The sequence below is a fragment of the Paenibacillus sp. PL2-23 genome (genome assembly GCF_040834005.1).
Classification (GTDB): domain Bacteria; phylum Bacillota; class Bacilli; order Paenibacillales; family Paenibacillaceae; genus Pristimantibacillus.
This window is the reverse complement of record NZ_CP162129.1, coordinates 1,959,704-1,981,497: the sequence shown is the minus strand read 5'-3', so window position 1 is coordinate 1,981,497 and position 21,794 is coordinate 1,959,704. Positions and strand designations below refer to the sequence as shown.

18 protein-coding genes are annotated in these 21,794 nt (G+C 52.7%); 1 reads left to right on the top strand and 17 read right to left on the bottom strand.

The window, feature by feature from the left end:
* Positions 1-2: 2 nt before the first annotated feature.
* The 7 genes from AB1S56_RS08335 to AB1S56_RS08305 form a co-directional block, all read right to left on the bottom strand.
* Positions 3-2,363 carry a sugar-binding domain-containing protein gene (locus AB1S56_RS08335; protein ID WP_340872709.1) on the bottom strand — a complete coding sequence of 787 codons (2,361 nt, stop codon included), beginning with the start codon at positions 2,361-2,363 and terminating at the stop codon, positions 3-5.
* A gap of 136 nt (positions 2,364-2,499) precedes the next feature.
* Positions 2,500-5,577 carry a glycoside hydrolase family 2 TIM barrel-domain containing protein gene (locus tag AB1S56_RS08330; protein WP_340872710.1) on the bottom strand — a complete coding sequence of 1,026 codons (3,078 nt, stop codon included), beginning with the start codon at positions 5,575-5,577 and terminating at the stop codon, positions 2,500-2,502.
* 96 nt (positions 5,578-5,673) lie between these two features.
* Entirely contained in the window at positions 5,674-6,492 is an 819-nt protein-coding gene (locus AB1S56_RS08325; protein ID WP_340872711.1) for a TIM barrel protein, read from the bottom strand.
* A 14-nt stretch (positions 6,493-6,506) separates the two neighbouring features.
* Positions 6,507-7,313 (bottom strand): SDR family oxidoreductase, encoded by an 807-nt coding sequence (locus AB1S56_RS08320; RefSeq protein ID WP_340872713.1) that lies wholly within the window; start codon positions 7,311-7,313, stop codon positions 6,507-6,509.
* A 24-nt stretch (positions 7,314-7,337) separates the two neighbouring features.
* Positions 7,338-8,105: an SDR family oxidoreductase gene (locus AB1S56_RS08315; protein WP_340872714.1), complete on the bottom strand. Its 768-nt coding sequence runs from the start codon at positions 8,103-8,105 to the stop codon at positions 7,338-7,340.
* Between the two features lie 15 nt (positions 8,106-8,120).
* Positions 8,121-9,137 carry an alcohol dehydrogenase catalytic domain-containing protein gene (locus AB1S56_RS08310; RefSeq protein WP_340872716.1) on the bottom strand — a complete coding sequence of 339 codons (1,017 nt, stop codon included), beginning with the start codon at positions 9,135-9,137 and terminating at the stop codon, positions 8,121-8,123.
* A gap of 24 nt (positions 9,138-9,161) precedes the next feature.
* On the bottom strand, positions 9,162-10,265 hold the full coding sequence (locus AB1S56_RS08305) for a mandelate racemase/muconate lactonizing enzyme family protein (protein ID WP_340872717.1): 1,104 nt from the start codon (positions 10,263-10,265) through the stop codon (positions 9,162-9,164).
* 189 nt (positions 10,266-10,454) lie between these two features.
* On the opposite strand from AB1S56_RS08305, the gene AB1S56_RS08300 reads away from it, so the two are divergent.
* Complete coding sequence (locus tag AB1S56_RS08300; RefSeq protein WP_257446329.1) at positions 10,455-11,243, top strand: IclR family transcriptional regulator; 789 nt, start codon at positions 10,455-10,457, stop codon at positions 11,241-11,243.
* A gap of 128 nt (positions 11,244-11,371) precedes the next feature.
* On the opposite strand, the gene AB1S56_RS08295 is transcribed toward AB1S56_RS08300, so the two are convergent.
* From AB1S56_RS08295 to AB1S56_RS08250, 10 genes are all read right to left on the bottom strand, one after another.
* Complete coding sequence (locus AB1S56_RS08295) at positions 11,372-12,469, bottom strand: family 43 glycosylhydrolase (protein WP_340872720.1); 1,098 nt, start codon at positions 12,467-12,469, stop codon at positions 11,372-11,374.
* A 225-nt stretch (positions 12,470-12,694) separates the two neighbouring features.
* Positions 12,695-13,369: a class II aldolase/adducin family protein gene (locus AB1S56_RS08290; protein ID WP_340872722.1), complete on the bottom strand. Its 675-nt coding sequence runs from the start codon at positions 13,367-13,369 to the stop codon at positions 12,695-12,697.
* Between the two features lie 3 nt (positions 13,370-13,372).
* Positions 13,373-14,737 carry a four-carbon acid sugar kinase family protein gene (locus AB1S56_RS08285; RefSeq protein WP_340872723.1) on the bottom strand — a complete coding sequence of 455 codons (1,365 nt, stop codon included), beginning with the start codon at positions 14,735-14,737 and terminating at the stop codon, positions 13,373-13,375.
* Positions 14,734-15,669, bottom strand: a complete 936-nt coding sequence (locus tag AB1S56_RS08280; protein WP_340872724.1) for a TIM barrel protein — start codon at positions 15,667-15,669, stop codon at positions 14,734-14,736. The genes AB1S56_RS08285 and AB1S56_RS08280 overlap by 4 nt, the downstream gene beginning before the upstream one ends.
* Positions 15,669-16,784 (bottom strand): isocitrate/isopropylmalate dehydrogenase family protein, encoded by a 1,116-nt coding sequence (locus tag AB1S56_RS08275; protein ID WP_340872726.1) that lies wholly within the window; start codon positions 16,782-16,784, stop codon positions 15,669-15,671. The genes AB1S56_RS08280 and AB1S56_RS08275 overlap by 1 nt, the downstream gene beginning before the upstream one ends.
* A 95-nt stretch (positions 16,785-16,879) precedes the next feature.
* The gene (locus AB1S56_RS08270; protein ID WP_340872727.1) at positions 16,880-18,124 is read right to left on the bottom strand and encodes a hypothetical protein; all 1,245 of its coding nucleotides are present in this window, start codon (positions 18,122-18,124) and stop codon (positions 16,880-16,882) included.
* A gap of 108 nt (positions 18,125-18,232) precedes the next feature.
* Positions 18,233-18,895, bottom strand: coding sequence for a GntR family transcriptional regulator (locus AB1S56_RS08265; protein WP_340872728.1), 663 nt, complete (start codon positions 18,893-18,895; stop codon positions 18,233-18,235).
* A 19-nt stretch (positions 18,896-18,914) separates the two neighbouring features.
* Positions 18,915-19,958 carry a Gfo/Idh/MocA family oxidoreductase gene (locus AB1S56_RS08260; RefSeq protein ID WP_340872730.1) on the bottom strand — a complete coding sequence of 348 codons (1,044 nt, stop codon included), beginning with the start codon at positions 19,956-19,958 and terminating at the stop codon, positions 18,915-18,917.
* 25 nt (positions 19,959-19,983) lie between these two features.
* The gene (locus AB1S56_RS08255) at positions 19,984-20,724 is read right to left on the bottom strand and encodes an amidohydrolase family protein (protein WP_340872731.1); all 741 of its coding nucleotides are present in this window, start codon (positions 20,722-20,724) and stop codon (positions 19,984-19,986) included.
* A gap of 130 nt (positions 20,725-20,854) precedes the next feature.
* On the bottom strand, positions 20,855-21,685 hold the full coding sequence (locus AB1S56_RS08250; protein WP_340872732.1) for a phytanoyl-CoA dioxygenase family protein: 831 nt from the start codon (positions 21,683-21,685) through the stop codon (positions 20,855-20,857).
* Positions 21,686-21,794: the final 109 nt, after the last annotated feature.

Below are 21,794 nucleotides of genomic sequence, written 5' to 3'. Positions count from 1 at the left end.
TACTACTCCAGCTCCCAGAGCTCAGGGTTGTAGCGGTAATAGCTGTGGCCATATTCATCGCGCAGCTTGTTGCTTTCGTCCAGATGCTCGATACAAATGCGCTTCGCCTCGGCCTGATCGCCAATAAGCAGCTTGTAGGCATTGCTGGCCAGCACGCTGCCGCCTTGCTTCAACGTCAGCGCAACCGAGAACTCGCCTGCCGCGTCAGCATCCACCTTCCATGCGATGTCGCTGAATTTGGCGGAGCTGTTGGAAGCCACCTGCGCCTCTACCGTGCCGCTTTGTACAACCTCGCCTTTATGATTGCTCAGCGTCCATTCCAGCTCGGTGTCCCCGTAGGCGTCATGGTAGTCATTCACAATCCACAGCTCGCCTTGGAACGTCTCGTCCGGGTTCCATCTTCTCTTCGCGAATGCCAAGCTTGGCAGAAGCGGCTGATAGCTCCTCTTGACATAGTCGAAGCTGATTTTTTTCTGACCATAATAATCAACAAGCCCCCACTTGATGTCCGGCCAGTGCGTAATGAAGTGACAGAGTGACACGCCGCTCATACGAGGCTTCCGTCTGCGGTACAATTCAAGGGCAAACTGGAGAATCGTGCCGTGGGCGATTTGAGTCGATTCCACGAACTGCTCCAGCGAATCCATTCTCTTATCCCCGAACACCTCTATGTTCAGTCCTTGGAGAATGTGGATATCGGCCCAGTGGTAGCCCCAGCTTGGTCCAATCGGCCAAAGCTCGTTCTCCGGAATAAACTTCCTCAGACTGTCGATAGATGGCGCCGACGCCGCCGTCAATTCCGGAATGATGGAGCAATCCAGAGCCGGGTAATATTCCTCCATGAAGCTCCGGCCGCCGCCGTAATAATGCTCATTGGCGTGCTGGGACTCCTTGGGCTTGAAGCCCATGCTCTGGCCGAACTCGTTGCTAAGCGGCGATGCCAGCCCGTAAGGAACGGAGGTGTATGCCCCAATGGCAACGCCGATCGCTTCCATGAGCTCCTTGTTGCCGCTCTCAATATGAGCATCTGTGAAGAATACCTCTTCGCCGCCCATCCAATAAATGTTGGAGGGGTGATTGCGGCGAAGCTTCACAATTTCAATACATTCCTTCGCTACCGAGTCTACAAATGCCGGATCATTGGAGAAGGCTTGGGTAGAGAATGTGAAGTTCGTCCACACTGTAATGCCCAGCTCATCGCACAGCTTATAGAAGGTCGGAATTTCCGGCGGATGCCAGCCGAAGATCCGCAGATTGTTCATATTGCTCTCCTTCACCAGATTCAGCAGATGCTCATATTTCTTCGTGCTGTTCCGTCCATACAGGAAGGACGGCTGTCCGCCCCAGCATGCCGAGCGCAGGAATTGGCGCTTGCCGTTAATAACGAAGGTCCACGGATATTCCGACTCCTCTTCGGTGAACCCTGGATTCTTCTCCATCTGAATCGTACGGATGCCGATTCTGTCCTCAACACGATCCTGCTCCGAACCGTTCTTCCGGACTGTAATTGCCATATCGTACAAATTCGGAGTGCCCATGTCCCAAGGCCACCACAGCTTCGCGTCCGCCACATCTACAATTGCCTTCACAGAATGGCAACCGGCTTGAACCTCTGCCTCCACTGTACGAGTGATCGTCTCGGATTCGAAGTTATGGCCCTTCAAAGCGATCTGGAGCTGGACGGTTGCCGGCTCAGCAGCCATATTGTCGAGCTCAACCTCCACATGAACGGCAGCGCCCCCATCCTTAAGCTCGGACTCGGTGCGATAATTCACAATGCGCACATCCTCTGTAGCCACAAGGCGTACCGGGCGCCAGATGCCGAATGGCACCAGGCCGGTGAAATAATCGCCGGAGAAGTTCACCTTCTTGCCGCCGACATTGCGGAAGTTCTTCGGCGGCGGGTCCAGCTTGACCGCCAGCTGATTGGAGCCGCCAGCCCATCCATCAAAGTTGAGGTACTGGCTGACCTCGAAGGAGAAAGGAGAGAACATGCCCTCATGACTGCCCAGCAATTGGCCATTCAGCCATACGGTGCAGCTGTAGTCAACGCCTTCAAATTCCAGATGCACCTTCTTGCCCTTCATATCCTGGGAGACGTTGAACCTGCGAATGTACCACCACTCATACTCCTGCACCCACTTGGCCTTATGCATATTGCGGCCGAAGTAAGGATCCTCCAATTCACCGGCGCGCTGCAAATCCGTGTATACATCCCCTGGCACAGAAGCATAATTCCAGCTAAATATAACACCCTGCCGCTCTGCCGGAAGGATATGGAACCCTTCTCGTTCCCCTTCGCCTACTCTCATCTTCTCCATCTGCCAGAGCTTGCCGCTTAAATCCTTTACTACACGTGACATGCCATAACCTCCCATATTATACCTGCATAATATTACAGAACATTAATCCGAAAATTATTATTTTATTGCTATTTTCGGAACATTGTTCCGTTTTGAGTTGATTATACAGTTGGATAGGATAGGCGTCAATACGTTTTTACTCATCTTCCTTAAATACAGGTCTTAAGGTAAATTGGTAGTCGAATTGCTTCTCCTTCAGCTGGTACTTGTCCATCAGCTTGGGGCCACAGGAGTGCGAGCCCACGCCGCTCATCTTGTAATCGAGCTGAACGATCGTTTCCTTCCTCTGCTGGAGCTCATACGTATGCTTAGCCGCCGTCAGATCCTGAGGCAAATAACGGGAAGCGTTCAACGAGAAAGGTTCTGTACCGTCCAGCAGCAGGCCCATACCCAGCTCATTGGATACGACAGCCCATTCCGTGCCCCATCTGGAGCCGTTCTCCTGCGGCATAATATATGACTCGCCCATTTCCTCAACGCGCTGTACATATCTGCCCTTGCGTACGCTCTGACGCTTGTCCACATAGCTCTCATGCGGTCCATAACCGACATACTCCACCGTATTCATGGCTGCCGGCATTCTCAGCTGTAAGCCGAAGCGAGGCAGGAAGTCTATCTCCTTCTTCACCTCTGCGCTTGCCTTCACCGTTACCGCGCCTTGGGCATCGAACAACCACCGGGCTGACCCTCGCACAATAGGTCTACGCGTGTAGAGACCCAATGAAAACTCAACGGTCACGACAACCTCTCCCTCGGCACGCTGCTCCCAATCACAGCGATACACCTTCATGCCGGCATGCTCCAGTCCTTCGTACTCCCATCTCGCGACCAGCGGTCTGTCGTTATCAAGCGGAGCCCGCCACATATTAAAGGACAGAGGCTGCTCCAGCAGCGCCACCCCGTGCCTTGTCAGCTGATCCGGCATACCCTTCCGCAGATCGAAGGAATGGCTGAAGTCAAAGCCCGTAATAAGGAGCTTACGCTCCTCCTCCAGCACTTGGATGGAGGTATGAGAGGCCTTGTTGTCGAATCGCTTGGAAGCACCGTTGCCAACACTTGACGTCAGCTCAAATTGCTGGAACATGATTTCATGCCCACGCTCCGCCCACACGTTCTCCTCCTCCAGGCAGCAGGATATGGTCAAGCTAACCGCATCCAGAGAGAACAGCTTCGGTTGCAGCGGCAGCTCCACCACCTCTCCGGTGTGCGGAGCCGTTCGCAAGCCTCGAAGCTCGCCTTGCTGAAGGAGTACGCCCTCACGCTCCACCTTCCAATAGAAGACCAGATGGGAGAGGTCCACGAAGTCATACAGATTGTGAATCTGCAGCCGGCCCTTCTCCAGCTCAACGGCCTCCATCCGAACAGGCGCTATGACCTGCTTCAGCTCCAGCAGGCCAGTATGCGGCGTACGATCGGGAGCTACCAGGCCATCAATGCAGAAATTGCCGTCATGCGGCTTCTCGCCGAAGTCGCCGCCGTACGCATAATACGTGTCGCCATGCTCGGTTTTCCTCTCAATGCCGTGGTCGCACCATTCCCACACACAGCCGCCCATCAGCTTCGGCTCGGCGTAGATGACATTCCAGTAGTCCAGCAGATCGCCGGGGCCATTGCCCATGGCGTGGCTGTATTCGCACAGGAACAGCGGCTTCAGCTTCGACTCATCCTTGGCATAGGCCTCAATCTCCGGGACAGATGCATACATGCGGCTTTCCATGTCCAACGCGCTTGTATCGGGATGACCCAGATACAGGGAGGCTGCTCCTTCATAATGAACAGGCCTTGCGCTGTCCCTCTCCCGCGTCCACTTCGCCATGGCAATATGATTAGGACCGTATCCGGACTCGTTGCCCATCGACCAGATCACCACGCAAGGGTTGTTTTTATCGCGCTCCACCATACGCACCGCCCGATCGACGAAGGCCTCCTCCCAATCAGGATTGTTGGACAGCTCATGGAAGTCCGTATAGGATTGCATTCCAAGCCCTTTGGCCATATTGTCCCAGTTATCGGCGATAGCCAGCCCATGGCACTCCAGGTCCGCTTCGTCCACCACATAGAAGCCGTATTCATTGCAGAGCTCCAGAAATCGGGGATCATTGGGATAATGAGATGCCCGAATGGTATTAATATTGTGGCGCTTCATCACCTGAAGATCGAGAATCATGTGCTGCAGAGGAATGGTCTGGCCAAGGCTTGGATGGGAATCGTGACGATTGACGCCTTTCAGCTTCACGGGAACGCCATTGATCTGGAACACGCCCTCTTGAATCTCCACACGGCGGAAGCCAACGCTGAAGCGCAGCACCTCTTCACCCGAGGACAATAGCAGCTCATACAGCACCGGCTGCTCCGCACTCCAAAGCTGCGGGTCCAGCACCTGCATAAGAAGCTGTCCCGTTTGCCCTATTTCACCTTGCGCCGCAGCTATTTCAATGCCGCTTGGATCTCGCAGAACAGCTTGTACAACGGCACCGCCGGCCATCTCCAGCTCGATATTCAGCTGAGCTTCCCGGTCGCCGTTCAGCAGCGTTGTACGCACGAACACGTCGCGAATATGCGCCTTATCCCTCGCCAGCATATAGACATCCCGGAATATGCCCGTATATCGCCACAAATCCTGATCCTCGAGGTACGTGCCGTCACAAAATTTCAGCACCATAACCGCCATCCGGTTAACGCCAGAGACAAGGTGCTTGCTGATATTGAACTCGGCAGGCACCCGGCTTCCTTGGCTATAGCCGACGAAGCTTCCGTTCACCCATAGATAGAAGCACGCATTCACACCCTCGAACACCACATATTTGTCCTTCTCCGTCCAATCCGGGGAGAGGTTGAACTCCCGAATGTACAGCCCTGCGGGATTGTCGTCCGGCACAAAGGGAGGATCACATGGAATGGTGTAGTTCAGATTGGAATAATGCATGCCGTCGTAGCCGTTATTCTGCCAGCAGGAGGGTACTAATAGGGAGGACCAGCTTCCTGCATCATAATCCGCTTCATAGAAGCTGTCGCGAACCTCCTCCACGCTGGCGTGATATTGGAATTTCCAAGCGCCATTTAAGGTCTGATAATAAGGAGAGCGTCCTCTCTTGCGGGAGACAGCTCCCTCGGCATCTGCATGCGGAATATAATAAGCTCTTGGCTTCTCGCGGTTTATGTGCAGCGTACGGGGATCTTCCCAATATTTATCGATTTCCAGCAAAGGTATCACTCCTATAATAGTTAGGCTATTCCCTTAAGGGAGACGAAGAGCACCCGTTTCCGAAGGAACCCGAGTGCTCTATGTGTTATTCAGCCGGGCAAGGCATCAATTGCTATTAGCAGCAATCCAGTCTGGATAGCTGAATCTCACCCGATTGGCGATCCATTCATTCACATCCCATAGATCTGCAACAGGCTGCTTCGTAAAGGCAAGCGTCGGCATATAGGGAACTGGTCCAAATTCCGGTGTCATCGTGCTTACAGCTTCCCCCTGCGACTGGCGGCGGCTGAACATCCGCTTCCACCAGCCCTCGAAGCGCTCCCGCTCCATGCTCCATTCCGGAGCTGCAGGATGCGGAACCTGAGGGCCCTGGGAGAAGCCGATTCTGCCATGGATATGATGGGTGTGTGCGATGGCAAGCTCGATCTCCTCCTCCATGTCATGAAGAAGAGACTCACATACATTCGTCCAATGGCTGAAGTCCGCCGTAATACGCAATTCCGGGAACTTATGCAGCAGTCTTGCCGTTGTCCACGGCGAGAACATGGCCCGATGCCTATGTGTCTCGTGTGCAACGGTTATACCGTTGTCCGCCTCTATTCGGAGCGCCTCCTCGAAGAAGCGATCCTGCTCATCATGACTCATACGATCCCGGGCGCTGTGCGACACAATGAGCCGGGGCTCGAAGCCGGCAGCTCTCTCCACCTGCTCCTTGAAGGATTCAATATGATCCTCACCGCCAGTGAAAATCTGGGCGATATACGCAAGCGAATAGGTCTGAAGCGCTTCTCGGAAGGCCGTCTCCTGCTCTGGCAGAGGCATGGGCGCTTCAATGCCGGTATACCCCGCATCTGCTGCTCGCTTGAATTGCTCGCTATAAGTGCCTTCCATCCCCCAGAGCGCTTTGTATAGATGTAGTTTCATGGATTTCCCCTTTCTCAGCGCTGCATTCGCAGCTTGTATTGATCAGGCTCGAGGGAACTCGCTTCCGTTATAGAATCATATATCGTAACCATGCGGCCGTGGTATTGGTCTGCCAGCCCCTCCGCCAGCTTGTAAGCGCAAGCGGGAGCCTCCTGTGGATTCGCTGCGCCGCTGCGGATCCATTCTTCCATATCCGGAAAATATCGTTTTCCTTCCGGCGTTGCTCGAAGAGCTCTAGTCATCTCTGAATCATTAAGTCCTGGATTCAATGCGAACACCTTGATAGGGGCTCCAGTCTCATCCAACTCCTCAGCCAAATTCTCGGTAAATCTGGCGACCGCCGTCTTGGCCGTTCCATAGGCGTTGCTGTGCTTCATCGCATGAGTGGTTCCGCCGCCGATTAAGTTGATGATCCGGCCGAAGCCCTGTCTGAGCATCATAGGGACAATAGCATGAACGCCATAGAAGGTTCCTAGAAGATTAATGTCAACATCGTCCGCCCAGGTGACGGGGTCAGTCTCCCACGTAGGACCTATCGCACGATTGACACCTGCGTTATTAATCCAGACATGTATCGTCCCAAGCTCAGACTCCAGATGGCTAACAAGCTCCTTCATCTCCTCATATCTGCGAACATCCACCTGGAAAACCCTCCCGGGAGCAGGAAAGCCAGCTAGCTCCTCCTGAAGGGCAGTGATTCGCTCCGTATCCCTGCCTGTGCCAATTACCTGATACCCTTTATCCGCAAAATAAAGCGCCATGTTGCGGCCTATGCCGCTAGTAGCTCCCGTAATGACAACGGTCCTAAGCTCACGCATCATTCGTCCCCTACTTTCATAAGACAGCTATCTGCCCATCCATCCGCCGTCCACCGTAACAATCGTGCCGGTTACATAATCAGATGCGGAGGAAGCCAGATAGATAACAGCTCCGTTCAGGTCCTCCGGTCTTCCCCAGCGAGCAGCAGGTATCCGGCCCAGTATGGCCTCATAACGGACAGGGTCCCCTCTCAACTGCTCCGTATTATCCGTCTCGATGTAGCCGGGAGCAATCGCATTCACCTGAACGCCGCGCGAGGACCATTCATTCGCCAGCGCCTTGGTCAGCTGTCCAATGCCGCCCTTGCTCGCCGCATAACCAGGCACGTTAATGCCGCCCTGATACGTAAGCAGTGACGCGGTGAAAATAATTTTGCCCGCTCCACGCTCCAGCATGCCTTGTCCGATCTCCCTCGCCAATATGAATTGGGAGTTCAGATTCACTTCCATGACATGATCCCAATAATCATCGGGATGCTCCGCTGCCGGCTTGCGCATGATGGTGCCGGCATTGTTCACCATAATATCAATATCAGCATGCTCTTCCTTCAGCTTGGCGATGAACGCGTACAACGCGTTGCGGTCGCTGAAGTCGCAGGCATAACCGGCGAAGCTTTGCCCTGCCTGGCGCACCTCCTGCTCCACCTCGCTCCCTGGCTCCAGGGTTGCACTTACGCCAACAATATCCGCACCAGCCTGCGCCAGCGCAATCGCCATAGATTTGCCGATGCCCCGCTTGCAGCCCGTCACCAATGCTTTTTTGCCCCGCAGTGAAAATAAATCCAATATAGCCATCCCGCTACCTCCCGCTTAATTGCACTGAATAAGAACCTTCATCACGCCGCTGCCTGATTCCATCTGCTGAAAGCCCGCTTGTATCTGCTCGATGGGATAGACTTCGCTGATCAGACGATCAAGCCCAAGCTCGCCGCTTGCTGCAAGCTGGATCGCTTGCTCGAAGTCCTCATGCTCATACACGCGCGCGCCGAACAGCTGAAGCTCTCTCCAGAAGAAGCGATGCAGATCTACCGGGACAGGCTTGCTGAATATGCCAACAATGACAATACGTCCTCTAACCTTCGGCAGCTTGGTCATGACCTCAGCACCAGCCAGGGAGGAGGTCACCTCGAACACGACATCGGCGCCTTTGCCGCCAGTTGCTTCCTGCACATACTCCGCCAAATCCCGCTCCTTGGAGTTGCATGTTTCGAAGCCCAGCTCCTCCAGCAGCTGGAGACGATAGGGATTAATCTCCGCCACAACAACCCTTGCTCCAGCAGCACGGGCAACAAGCGCTATCAATGTGCCGATGGGTCCTCCTCCGATTACAACGGCATATTCGCCCGGCACTACTTGACCCAGTCGAACGTCATGACAAGCTACGGCGAGCGGCTCAATCATCGCGCCATGCTGCAGGCTGAGCTCATCTGGCAGCCTATGCAGCGTGCTCGCAGGAACGGTCCAATAGGCTTGGAAAGCTCCGTCCGTCTCAATGCCCATGAACTGCAAGCGATGGCAGATATGGCTGCAGCCATCCTGACATGCCGGACATTCCCCGCATGGTCCCAGCGGCTTCACCGTAACCTTGTCGCCCGGCTTATAATCCGCAACGTCGCCGCCAACACGCTCGATGACGCCCGACATCTCGTGCCCCATCACTTGAGGCAGCTTCACACGATGGTCCATGTGGCCGTGATAAATATGCAGGTCCGTTCCGCAGATGCCCGCATAAGCGACCTTGATCTCTACCTCGGCAGGGCCTGGCTCTCTGCGCGCGCCTGTGCCTACAACAATGGTTTTGTTCCCCTCATAGAATGCAGCTTTCATTGCCATCCACTCCCTATTAGATGTTTAAAATAATTGCTTGTACGGCTGCAGCAGCTCCCACCGGAACTCTACGCCTGTGCCCGGCACATCCGGAGCGACGGCTCTTCCTTCTTGAATCACAAGCGGCCGCTTCGTATATTGATCGATCGGGAAGCTGTGCACCTCCAGATACGACGCATTCGGCATCGCTGACATTAAGCTGACGTGCAGCTCCTGCATGCCGTGTGTGCACACAGGCAGATTGTAAGCGTAAGCAAGATTCGCAATCTTCAGCCAGCCCGTTACGCCGCCAATATTGGACGCGTCCGGCTGCGGGAAATCAATCTTGCCGCGAGTAATCATGTTCACGAATTCATAAACGGTATGGAAGTTCTCGCCTGCCGCGATAGGCAAGCCGCCCTCTGCGCCGATCCGGCGATAGCCGTCATAATCGTCTGGTATGGTCGGCTCCTCCAGCCAGAAGATATCATGTGGCGCTAACAGCTTAGCAGCCTTGATAGAGGTCTCGACCGACCATTTCATATTGGCATCCACCATGAAGGTGCGGTCAGGTCCAATCAGCTCTCTAACGGCTGCTACACGTTCGATGTCCTCTGCCAGACGCTCTTGTCCCAGCTTGATCTTCACGGCCTGGAAGCCTTTATCCATATACCCTTGAATATTAGCTAACAGCTTCTCCTTGGTGAAGTTGAGATCGATCGCTCCCGCGTAAGCCTTCGTTGAGGAGGCATGGCCGCCAAGCAGCTTCCACAGCGGCTCATCACAGCTCTTCCCGCGCAGATCCCACAGGGCGATATCAATGGCCGAGATGGCGAATGACGCAATGCCGCCGCGCCCGACATAATGAATCTTCCAATTCATCTCTTCCCAATGCTTCTCGATGCAGCTGGCGTCCTTGCCCAGCAGGAACGGCTTCAGATCATGCTCGATCATCTGACAGACCGCTCTTCCGCCTACGCCGCCGGTGTAGGTATAGCCGACACCTTGACTGCCGTTCTCCAGGCCAATCGTGACGGTAATTAATTCGAAATGCGAATGAATGCCGTGCCGTGCATCCCCTAATTGCTCCGCGAGCGGCACAAGAAAATAATCGGTTTGAATATGAGTAATTCGTTTTCCATTAGCCATTATGTTCACCCTCTATTATCAGTGATCGGAACCCAACGTTCCAATTAATGAAATGTTATTACACTTATGTAGATTCGTCAATACAAAATCGGAACAATATATCAATTTATAATTAAGATTGACTCGTATCAAAACATTATTTAAAATAACGGAATAGAGATGAAATGAAAGAAGGTGCTTCCTTTGAGCATGGAAATGAACAAAACGAATTCCACATTAGAGCGCGCACTGTTCCTGCTTGAGCAGCTCGCCTTGAACAAGGGCGGGGCCGGTATTGGCGAATTGTCGGAAGCGACTCAGCTGCCCAAGAGCACAACACACCGCATTTTGGAAACATTGATGAAGGCGGGCTTTGTGATGCAGGAGCCCTCAACGGAGAAATATTTTGTAGGATTGAAGGCCATTGAGATTGGGATGGCGGGCCTCCATAACATCGATCTGGTGGAAGCCGCCATTCCCCATCTTCAGGATTTGGCAGCGCAGACAGGCCAAACGGCCTTCCTCGCGGTTTATAATGAAGGGGAAGTTATCTACATCTATAAGGTGGACGGGAGCGCTTCCGTTATCATGAATGCGATTCTCGGCTCCAGAAACCCTGTACACTGCACCGGTCTGGGCAAGGCCATCATGGCTTACTTCTCGCTTGAAGCTGTCGACAAGATCGTGAGCGAGAAGGGGCTGCAGCAATATACGCCAACAACGATTACGGACCACCAGCAGTTCCTGCAGGAGCTGAGCAAAATTAGACAGTCAGGCATCGCCGTCAATCGCGAGGAATACGATGATGGCTTAAGCTCCATCGCCGGCCCTGTCTTCAATTACACCGGCAAGGTCATCGCGGCTATCAGCGTAGCGGGACCGACCGCTCGCATCTTCGATAAGCAGGATGAGCTGGAGGCGCATGTGAAGGAGAAATCCTCGCTCATCTCCAAGCGCTTGGGCTTCGTACCGTCCATGCGCTCCGTCTACCTCTCCTAAGCTCCATTCACATCGTCATGAAGGGACGCTGCCCGCGGGCAGCGTCCCTTTGTTTCTGGTTACGAACTGCAGAACCTACCAATGGCAAAAAGCCGAGTGTCTGCAGCAGACAACTCGGCCTTACACCATTAATCCTTTTTTTGCTCCGCTTTTTTGCCTAACCAGAGCACCTCAGGGTTCACCTTATTGGCATAGTGATGCTTATAATCCTCCACCGTTCTAAATTTCAGAATGTGGTTCCACTTGGCATGGACGTTATGGCACAAGCCCCAGCGAATACCCTCAAGCGGGCTGCGCTCCGTATCCTCAGTCCGGAATGGACCAGCAGCCTCCGGCGGATTTTTAATAACGGCTTCAATCTCGAAGTTAATGCCGTCATGTGCGTATTGGATCGTATTTTTCTCCGGACCGTCTGTCGAGAGAAGCCCTGCCATACCGCCGCGATAGTGCCAGAGCAGCGTCTCGTGACCGCTGTTGGTCACCGGATTGTATTCCGACTTCACGTAAGGACCCTCCGGATGATCGGAGATGGCCACGCCCCACTTGGTCGTCCGTCCGCCGAAGGTCATCTCTTCGCCCTTCTGCTCCCCCTTATAATAGAGCCAGAATTGGTTATTATAATGGAAGAGAACGGGATCATGCACCTTCAGGCTGTCGAAGTCGCCCTTATGCTTCACGGTTAAGCGATTATCGTCATCGCCGAACCATTCGCCGTTCATGGCCGGACGAAGAATCGGCGCATCAGTCTTGCGCCAAGGTCCCTCTGGCGACTCCGCGACGGCCATTGCAATATTTTCATATTTCCGGAGCAGGTACTGGCCTTCAATCACTTGATACACCAGATAGAACTTGCCGTCATGATGCAGAATCTCGGGCGTGAACACGCTGCGGTCGTCGTATGAACCCTTCGGTCCTCTACCGACTGCAAGACCTTGTTCGGTCCAAGTGTTAGCATCCGGAGAGGTTGCATACCACACCTCGGATTGATCCCACGGGAATACCTTGGCGTCCGGATCGCCCGTATGGAAGCCAACAGCTTCGCCAACGGACTTGGTATACCATACATAGTATAACTCTCCCACCTTGATCACACTGCTGGGATCACGGCGATGAACGCCCTCTTCATAGCCCAGACCTTCAACCGGCTCATACGTAAAATCACAGAACCAGTCGGCATTTTTAGTATATTGTTTGCCTCGAATCGTTGCAGCGCTTTCTTTCTTCATTTCGATACCTTCTTCCTCAAAGTGTGTATTAAGACCAAACACCATTTCCTCACAATAATACTATTAATTTCGGAACACATTTCATTTTTATTGGACATATTCATTATAGCGCTCTCTTCTATTCTGGTCAAGAATTCATAGAAGCTCCAACGCCATAGATGTGTAGAAAACAGATAAAACCCATCCTGCATGCAGGATGGGTTAAGAAAGCTTAGCCGCAGAATACTATGTCTGACAGTGCGTGTCTGGCAACGGGGGTCTTAAGCGTCTGCGAGGCTTATAGCCCGCATGCTCCAGAAAATCGTTGGCCGTAGCCGGCGATAAAGCATGAAGTGTGAGGCCGCTCATGCGTGCCGTCATGATCATGCGGCTTGTCATCTCCACCGTTTCCAGCGCCATTTTGGCTTCCTTCAGGCTTGAGTCGTAAACAAGAACCCCGTGATTTTTTAGAATCATTACATTTGCGCCTGTACACTGCTCCCCCACCGCCTGCCCAAGCGCTTTCGAGCCGGGATGATGGTACTCCACATAAGCTACCCGCTCCAAATAATACATAGACTCCACAAAAAGCTCCGATACGTAAGGAATGTCCGTACAGGACATCAGCGTGGTCCAGAATGGCGATGCGTGGAGAACAGCATGCACATCCGGACGATGCTTATAGATTTCTGCATGCATGGGAATTTCCTTGGAGGGCTTCAGCTCCCCTCCCCATTCCATAGTCTCGAAATCCACGGCGACCAGATCCGATGGAGCTAATTGCCCCATATCGGTACCTGATCCGGTAATGAGCATTTGCGTATGGGATAGCCGAGCGCTGATGTTGCCAGAATTCCCCCATGCGAGCTGGTTCTCCAGCATATACCGCCCCAATTTGCATAAATCCTTCCTGAGGTCCATCTTCTATTCCCCCTTCCCGCCTGAGGCGATTCTCACCAAATAATCCGGCTGACCCAGCTGCCCGCCCTTCAGAGCAATCTCAATACCATCGATCGCGGGATCCATGGAGCAGCCTTTGCATAAGGGCGCGCCTGGCGCCGTTCGTTGAATCAGCTCCAATGCGTCCAGACCAATAGATAACGCGGCAAACCCTGAGGTGTCTCCCCCAGCCAATACCACCCGTTTAATGCCGAGAGCGGCAATTAATTGTTTGCCGATTTCCCCCAGCCTTCGACCGATTCGCTCACCTGACGCAGATACCGGCTCACCATCCTGAAGCAGCTTGTCATGCAGCCGCCCAATGCTTTCATCCTCAGGTCCATCCGCTGTATACAAAATAAGGCTTTGTCCATTCCGCCAGCTTCGCTCAGCCTCCTCCAGTACACGTTTGCTCCTTGCGCCCGGATTATTTTCGGCCAGAAGCTCGAGGGCATCTATTTTGATTTTGCTAAAGCCTTGTTGAACAGCTGTATCGATCTGGTTCTGCGTGATCGGCGAGCAGCTCCCGGATAATACCAGCACCTGAGCTGGCTCAAGCTCCTGCTCCTGTCTCGTTGTCAGTCCATAACGCTGCCTCCAATAGGCGCCAAGCGAAAGGGACAAGCCCGATGAGCCGATTACAAATCTCGTAGACGGTTCCGCCTCTTGCCCAATCAAGCTCCCAATGGTTCGGATATGCTCTGCGTTCATGGCGTCAATAACGAGTGCATCATAGGCCTCGATGGCAGTCTCCCATCGTGCAAGCCGTTCTGTTGGAGGCAGCTCAAGATCAACAATCGTGAAGGAGCCAATATTCCCGTTCATTTGCTCGGACAGATGGCGCAAGAGATCCGCTTCCTTCATCGGTGTTACAGGATGTCTGGACATGGAGGGATGCCGATCCAGGCGATAACACTTGCCTTGATAGGCGGCAAAGTGATTGCCGAACGCCGTGTATCTTTGCAGGTGCGGAGCCGCTGCGAGTATAGGAACAGCTCTCTGGGCATGAAACAATGCTTTGCCTATCTCCACCACCTTGCCAATGCTTCCAATATCGGGTGAGGAATCGGCGGTAGAGCACATCTTGTATTGCAGAACGTGAGGCTTCATTTCAATTAAACGTTGGAAGAGAGGCTCCAGCACCTGCTCCATGGCGACCGGATTCATGGTTCGCGCAACACCGGCCACACCAATAGCTTGGGCATGGGGAAAAGCCTTCAACCGATCCTCCGTTGGGGGCTGGACAAATAATACCGTTCGCACGCCTTGGCTCTCCAGCACCTCCATGGTATCCGTAGAGCCTGTAAAATCATCGCCATAAAAGGCCAATACCCGCGGCTGCTCTCTCATGACCTCCTATTCCCTCCTTTGCTAAGGAAGGTATGCCACGCTGCTTGCAGCGTCCGCTTCGCATTGGCCATCAGATCAGCAGGCCTATCCGCGGAGGTGCATATCAGCTCAAAGGTAAGCCTTGCTGATCGGTCCTCTCGTATATAACCAACCTCATGAAGCGCCTGAAAGTAAGTTGCCAGCTGATCGATGTCGATTGCGCCTGCGGGATAACCAAAGTAGGGGTGCGTATCGCCATATTTACTGTTGCCAGGCATCATTACTGTGTTTCCAACATGAACATGGCCTAGCCACGGACTCAGCTGTCTGACAGCCTCGAAGATATCAGCCCTAACCATGGGGATGTGGCTTAAATCCAGCAATAATTGCACAGATTGGCTTGCTCCAATATGCTGAAAGCATTGAATGGTGTCCTCCACTGACCCGATCAGACGTTTCTTGTCCACATCGTAATCAAACATTTCCACCATTATCGTCAAGCTTTTTTCCCGAGCCTCCTGGCTTAATTCAAGAATGGATTCGGCAAATCGTTTTATGCTTTGCTCATCTGCGCCTCCTGCCGGACACGGACCGCTTATCATTTCAATCATATCCGCGCCCACAGCCTCCGCTTCCTCCATGCAGATCCGCATCCTGTTCATAGCACTCAATCGTTCCGACGGGTCATGGCTTCCCAGATCAAGTCCCTCTCTAAAAATAACAGGCTGCGCCAGATAGCTTGTGTTCACACGGCAAACGGCAAGCCTCTGCCTAAAGCGGGCGCGGAGCTCCGCATGCTGAATACCCGAAACTTCTATTCGCCTGAAATACGTATCGTGCAAAATTGGATCGACTGACTGAAGCAAAGCGGCATCGTCCTGAACGGCGTCTGGGTACATTGCATTGTATACAATGCCCATCTCCAAATGGTCTTCAATCCTATGCGCAAACATTATTTAACCCACTTCATCGCCGATAGCTTTAACGCTTGCGCGACCGCGTCCCCAACATCCGTCGTACTGCTGTTCCCGCCAATATCCCTTGTTTTGGCACCGCCGCTCGAGAGAATGTGCTGAACCGCTTGATCAATCCCCTCTCCAGCAGCAAGCAAGCTGTTATCCTGATGCTTATCGCCGAGCCAATTCAGCATCATGGACAGAGAGAGAATCATCGCGTAAGGGTTGGCTATGCTTTGTCCGGCGATGGATGGCGCAGTCCCATGTGCGGGCTGGAACAGGGCGTGTTGATCCCCAATGTCTCCTGAAGGCGCCATTCCGAGGCCCCCGACTGTAGCCGAAGACAGATCGGAGATGATGTCAGCAAACATATTCTCCGCCACCACCACATCAAACATTTGCGGATTCATAACCTGATATAACGTCATCGCATCGACATAAACATAGTCGCGGCCGATTTTGGAATACTGCTCGCCGACACTATCAAATATTTTTCTGAAATATGCATAAGAGCTCAGCACGTTCGCTTTATCCACACAGGTCACCATGGATGCTCCGTCCGAAATTCGGCCCCTTCGCTTTTCCGCCAGCCGGAATGCATAGCTTGAAATTTTCTCAATACCTGTCTTGGTCATAATGATGGTATCCGTCGCCACTTCCCCGCGAACATTGCAGCCTCCTGTGCGGGAGGCATACAGCCCTTCGATATTTTCTCTCACAATGACATAATCGATGCCCCGGCTCACATCTCGAAGCGGACTCACGACACCCTCATACAGCTTGACCGGTCTTACGCCCGCATATAGATCCAGATCGAATCGGAGACGGAAGATCACATCTCCATTCACTTCACGGCCATCCGGATGACGCGCCTCCGGCAAGCCAATGGCCCCCATCAAGATGGCATCGGCTTCCTTGCAATGATGAAAGGTTTCTTCCGGCATCGTTACGCCGGTTCGCAAATATCGTTCAGCACCCGCATCAAATGATTCCAGCTCAAATCTCACATCGCTTAAGTGATCCTGCACCGTCTGCAGCACCTTCAACGCTTCGTTCGTAATCTCCGTGCCGATGCCATCTCCCGGAAGAACTGCAATCTTGTACGTTTTCATTGTTCACCACTCCTCAATTATAGTCCTGTAACCATTGAAAAAAGCCCTAGGCCGAAACCTCAAGCCCAGGGTCTTTTTCTTTGTTTATCTATCCCCTATGCCCTTACTTCCAGTTGTTCGCCATTCTTCAAATAGACAACGGCCAGCCAATCCTCCGCAAGCTCATCTCCCGTCCATGGGCCTTGCAGCCAGTTGTTTCTGAAGTTGACCGTGAAGGGCTCCACATAACAGGTGTAGACAAGCGACTGCTTGACATAAAATTCGACACGATCAATCCCTTCCGGGTACAGGGCAGCCAGCCTGATCCAGCGTTTGCCCTCATAGGACTCGTCAGCGGCAAGACCCTGGAGCATGTAGCGCTTCTCCTCTGGTATCGGCGGGACGGGGAGGCCAATGCCTTCTGCCATACGCTGCGCAAAAAACAAATCCTCTCCCAGCGTCACTCCCCATTTCACAGGCGGCTCCTGCTTCGTCAAGTTGTTGTAATAGCCCCAGGACGTTCTGGTGTCGAAGGCCACTCCCAGTTGGCCCAATGCCTGTGAATCCTCATTGCATAGAACAGGTTTTCCCGGCGACCATTTCCTTGCCTGCGCAATCATGTTGTAATATTGCTGCCTGCTTTGCCCGTTGCCATGAATAATGATAATGTCGCTTTCCTTGCAAATCTCCTCGTTCATGATGCCGCCCGAGCCGCTGCAGCCCACCAGCATGCCCCCTGATTCTTCCCTGGCAATCTCCATGAGCGCCACTATGCCCTGTGGCTGCTGAATAAGCGGATGACGGCTCCAGTCGTACTCATTGCACACTTCGATCAACACATTGGTATACGCTCCCTGCTTCAGGAACCGTGAGGCAGTTCGGACCGCGTTAAGAACCGCCTTGCCATCTGCCAATCTATGTGTCTGTCCCGGATACAAATAGCTGACAATGACGACCATGCCAAGCTCATCCGCAGCGCGAATCAAGCGATCCATTCGGGCCGCATAATCCGGATCTAGTTGAGTTCCGGAATCGCCAAACGGATTGTTATGAATGGTATCATTTGGGATTGTGAAGCAAGGGCCGCCGCCCTGAAAGCCAACAGTAAACGCTCGCAGGCCATACGCATACCATTGCGGAAGCGCTTGAATAAGTTCATCGGTATTGCTGTCAGGGTCAAACGTTCCTCCGAAACGCTGGTAACGGGAGATATCCCCCTTATCGTCGAAAACCCCTTGGATAAACCGGGCATTCATAAGCAAGCCATGAGCTTCCGGCCGACTTCCCTCGATCTCCTCGTATACCTTCCTCCCATTAATGTAAAAAGCTTCACCCTGAATGCTTACCTTTGTTTTTCCCATTTCGCCAAACGCCTCCTCGACCCCATTTTTGAATACACTGTATACAATAAAAGCTATGTACTTGAGCGATAGTAGAATGAGTACAATTATACTATCGTTTCGTATACATTATCTGAATATCTCCAAGCTTCCGGATACGATGCCCGCCTTCAGCTTATCAATCGCGCCGCGAATATGCGATCTCATCAGCTCCTCAGCCCGGTCGCCGTCACCCGCCTCCAGCGCGCTAATCATCTCCATGTGCTCCAAATACGTTTCATGCGGGCTGCGATAGAGACCTTGCGTCAAGCTGGTTTCGATGATGTTAAACGATTCTACAGTTTTGATGACATACGCATTGTCGGATTTCATTACGATGAGCCGATGGAATTTTTTGTCCGCAGCATAATAGTCCCCTGAGCCCTTGGCATCCAGCTCCTCATAGGCATGCTGGAACAACGCGCGCATGTAAGCAAAGTCAGCACGCTCCAGATTGGCCACGGCCAGCCTGCAAGCAAGTCCCTCCAGAACAGCCCGAAGCTCGAACACCGAGATCATATCCTCCAGAGAAAACTCCTTCACATACCAGCCTTTGGGCGTTCGAATCAAATAGCCCTCCATCTCCAGCTCGGCCATCGCCTTGCGCAGCGGCGTACGGCTGACGCCTAATAATTCAGTTAATTGATTCTGAATAATCAACTTGCCGGATTCAAACCGCTTGTTCAGAATCATGTCCTTTAATTGTACGTATGCGGAATGATCCAGCGTATCTCCGCTTGCTTGTCTAGGCACGGCACACCACTTCCTTGCTTCACTCTGCTTTTTCGATAGCTTCCTCTATTATACTCCATTTGCCCACCATTTTCTTCAATTGGGCTGATTCATAACAGGCATATACGATTTCCTGGGAAATCAGATAGTCATCTCCGTCGGTCTCGAACACCCCTCCCTGGTCCAGCACATCGATAAAGTGCTGCTGAGTGGCAACGGCGCAGCCTCCTTTCCATCCCGGCGGAAGCTCATAATGATGTTTGAATTCCTGACCGCCTCGAAGCGTCACATAGATGCTGCCGTCCTGCGCTAGTCTTAGCTTGCCGTTCTCCCCCTCCAGCGTCATCCAGCCATATGCGGGTGAACGCACCTCTTCCATATAAACGACACGATTCGCATCATACAGTCCCGTCATGCCAGATTGGAAGCTGAAGTATACAATGGCGGCATCCTCTCCCTTGCAGACGGGGTTCCAAGTGCGCACGTCACAAAATACGCTCGAAATCTCGCCGAACAACATCCGATACGTATCGATCCAATGCACCCCGGTTTCGAAGAGCAGGAACCTCTCCATATCCTTGAAATAAGGCTGCAGCGGATAGGGCTGAGGACCGTAACCATCTCCGGGACGCATGGCGAAATACACATGGAACAGCTTCCCAAGCAGCCCGCTCTCCAGAATACGTTTTACCTCTCTATACCAGCCTTGCCAGCGCCAATTCTCATTAATCATAATGGGAACGCCACGCTCCTTGCAGTACTTGACCAGACGCTTGCTCTCCTCCTGAGTTGGCGCTACGGGCTTCTGGCATAACACCGGAATGCCGCGATCAGCCGCGATTTGAGCATAATGGAGGTGAGAGTCCGGCGGGGTGCAGATATCGATAAAATGGGGCTGCAGCTCCTCGATTAAAGCAATAACATCCTGACCGTGCCTTTTGATCCCGAACTGCTCCGCAAGCGCCCCTGTAGTAACCGCATTTCTGCCCGCCAAGCCGACAATTTCCGCGCCTTGTACTTGTGACCACGCCTCCAGCTGTATGCCGGCAAAGTGGCCTGTTCCTATCGTTATTCCTCGATACATGCTTATCGCTCCCCTCGCAGCCGCATTATGGCTTTAACTTAAAAATTCGTTTCGGATTCTCGCTGAAGATCATGTCCAGCTGCTCTTGGCTTAATCCGATGTGGTTGAACTTCGTCAGCTCAACGGGCAGATTGCTGATATGATCGGAGCCCATTATTATTTTTTCGATGCCAACCTCCTTTACCATTTTGACAATGGTATAGGTCGGACACCAGGACGGCTCCAGGTAAATATTGTCCGCATATTTGGCCGCCACAATCGCTTCGTCGGTATAGACGGCAAACCCTGCGTGGCACAAGATAAAGGATACGGAGGGAAATCGCTTAGCCGCATCCAGCAGCAGAGAAGGCAAGGCGAACGGGTTGCCTGTCCCGGTATGCACCAATACAGGAACGCCGTATTCGGCTGCAGCCTCATATACCTTGTCACAAATGGGAGACAGCGGGGATACATTATGCCCAAGAGGGTGGAGCTTCAAAGCGACAAAGCCCATATCCTCCACGCATCGCTTCACCTCTTCGTGATATTGCTGAGCGTCCCACCACGGATCAATACTTGCCATGCCGTATATCCGTCCAGGGTATTGCTTCGCCATTACGCCGATTCGGGTATGCACATCCCTCACATCGTCCAGCGTCGGCTGCGGCATCACGAGACTCGTCGTCACGCCATGCCGATCCATCGCGTTCAGGATGTCCGCTTCATGGCTTTCGACTCCCGAAAACTTCGACTTGCCCAGGTGCACATGCGTGTCAATGATAGTCATGATGGTTAACACCTCAATTGTTATTGTATACAATGTATACTTTAACAAGAGAGCGAAGCATTTGTCAATGAACAAAAGAAACACTCGCATTCTGCCCATAAGGACAGGATGCGAGTGCGGTCTTTGGAGCTTATTCGCTCTTCTTATAAAGAATCGGGTTCAGCTTGCTTGCCGCAAGATCGCCAGGCGCCAGGCCAGGCAGCCATTTCTGCAGATCCGTCTTGCGAGCGTTCGTGTCGGGCTCGATAACCTTCGCGTCATCCGCGTAATAGATAACGGTCATGACCTCGCGCATCGTGTTTGTTGGATTGCCCGGAGCGCTATGCAGCGTCCACCCATAATGCCAGGTTGCGTCGCCCGCTTCCAGCGCGCCGTAATTTTCAACCTCAAGGCCCTTGGCTTCAATATATTGGCTCAGCGTTTTCTGGGATTCATCGGAGATTGCCAGCTTGCTGATATAGCCAAACTTGTGGGAGCCGTTCGCAAAGTTCATCGAGCCTACTTCCTCCGAAACAGGAACAAGCGGCATCCACATCGTGATGAAGTTGTCCGTATCTACAGGCCAGTAGATTTGGTCCTGGTGCCATGGCGTAATTCCGCCGCCCGGCTCCTTGAACAGCGCTTGATCGTGGTAGATGCGAACGCCGTCTACTCCCAGCAGCTCAGCAGCGATTTTGGCGAATCGGCGCGCAAATACGAAGCGTTGGATTTCCGCCGATTTCTCCCAAATGTTCGAAACCTGGATGAAGGCTTTGCCGTAAGTGTCCCGCTCCTCAATCGGCTTATTATGATCATTCAGCTCTTTCACTTTCTCGCCGATGATGGAACGGTATACACCTACCTCTTCGCTGGATGCGACTTGATTCAGCTTAATATGTCCCTTTTCCTGGAATTCTTGAATTTGCTCCTTCGTGAGCTCATAATCACTTGTTAGTTCTGGCAGCTTATTCAAATCCGACATTCCAATCACTCCTCATATTGTTGTTCGACTCTTGATATCCCTTATGTTATCATGGGTATACTTGTTTGTATTTGAACGATTGAGGTCAATAGTTGGACTTTACCGACTT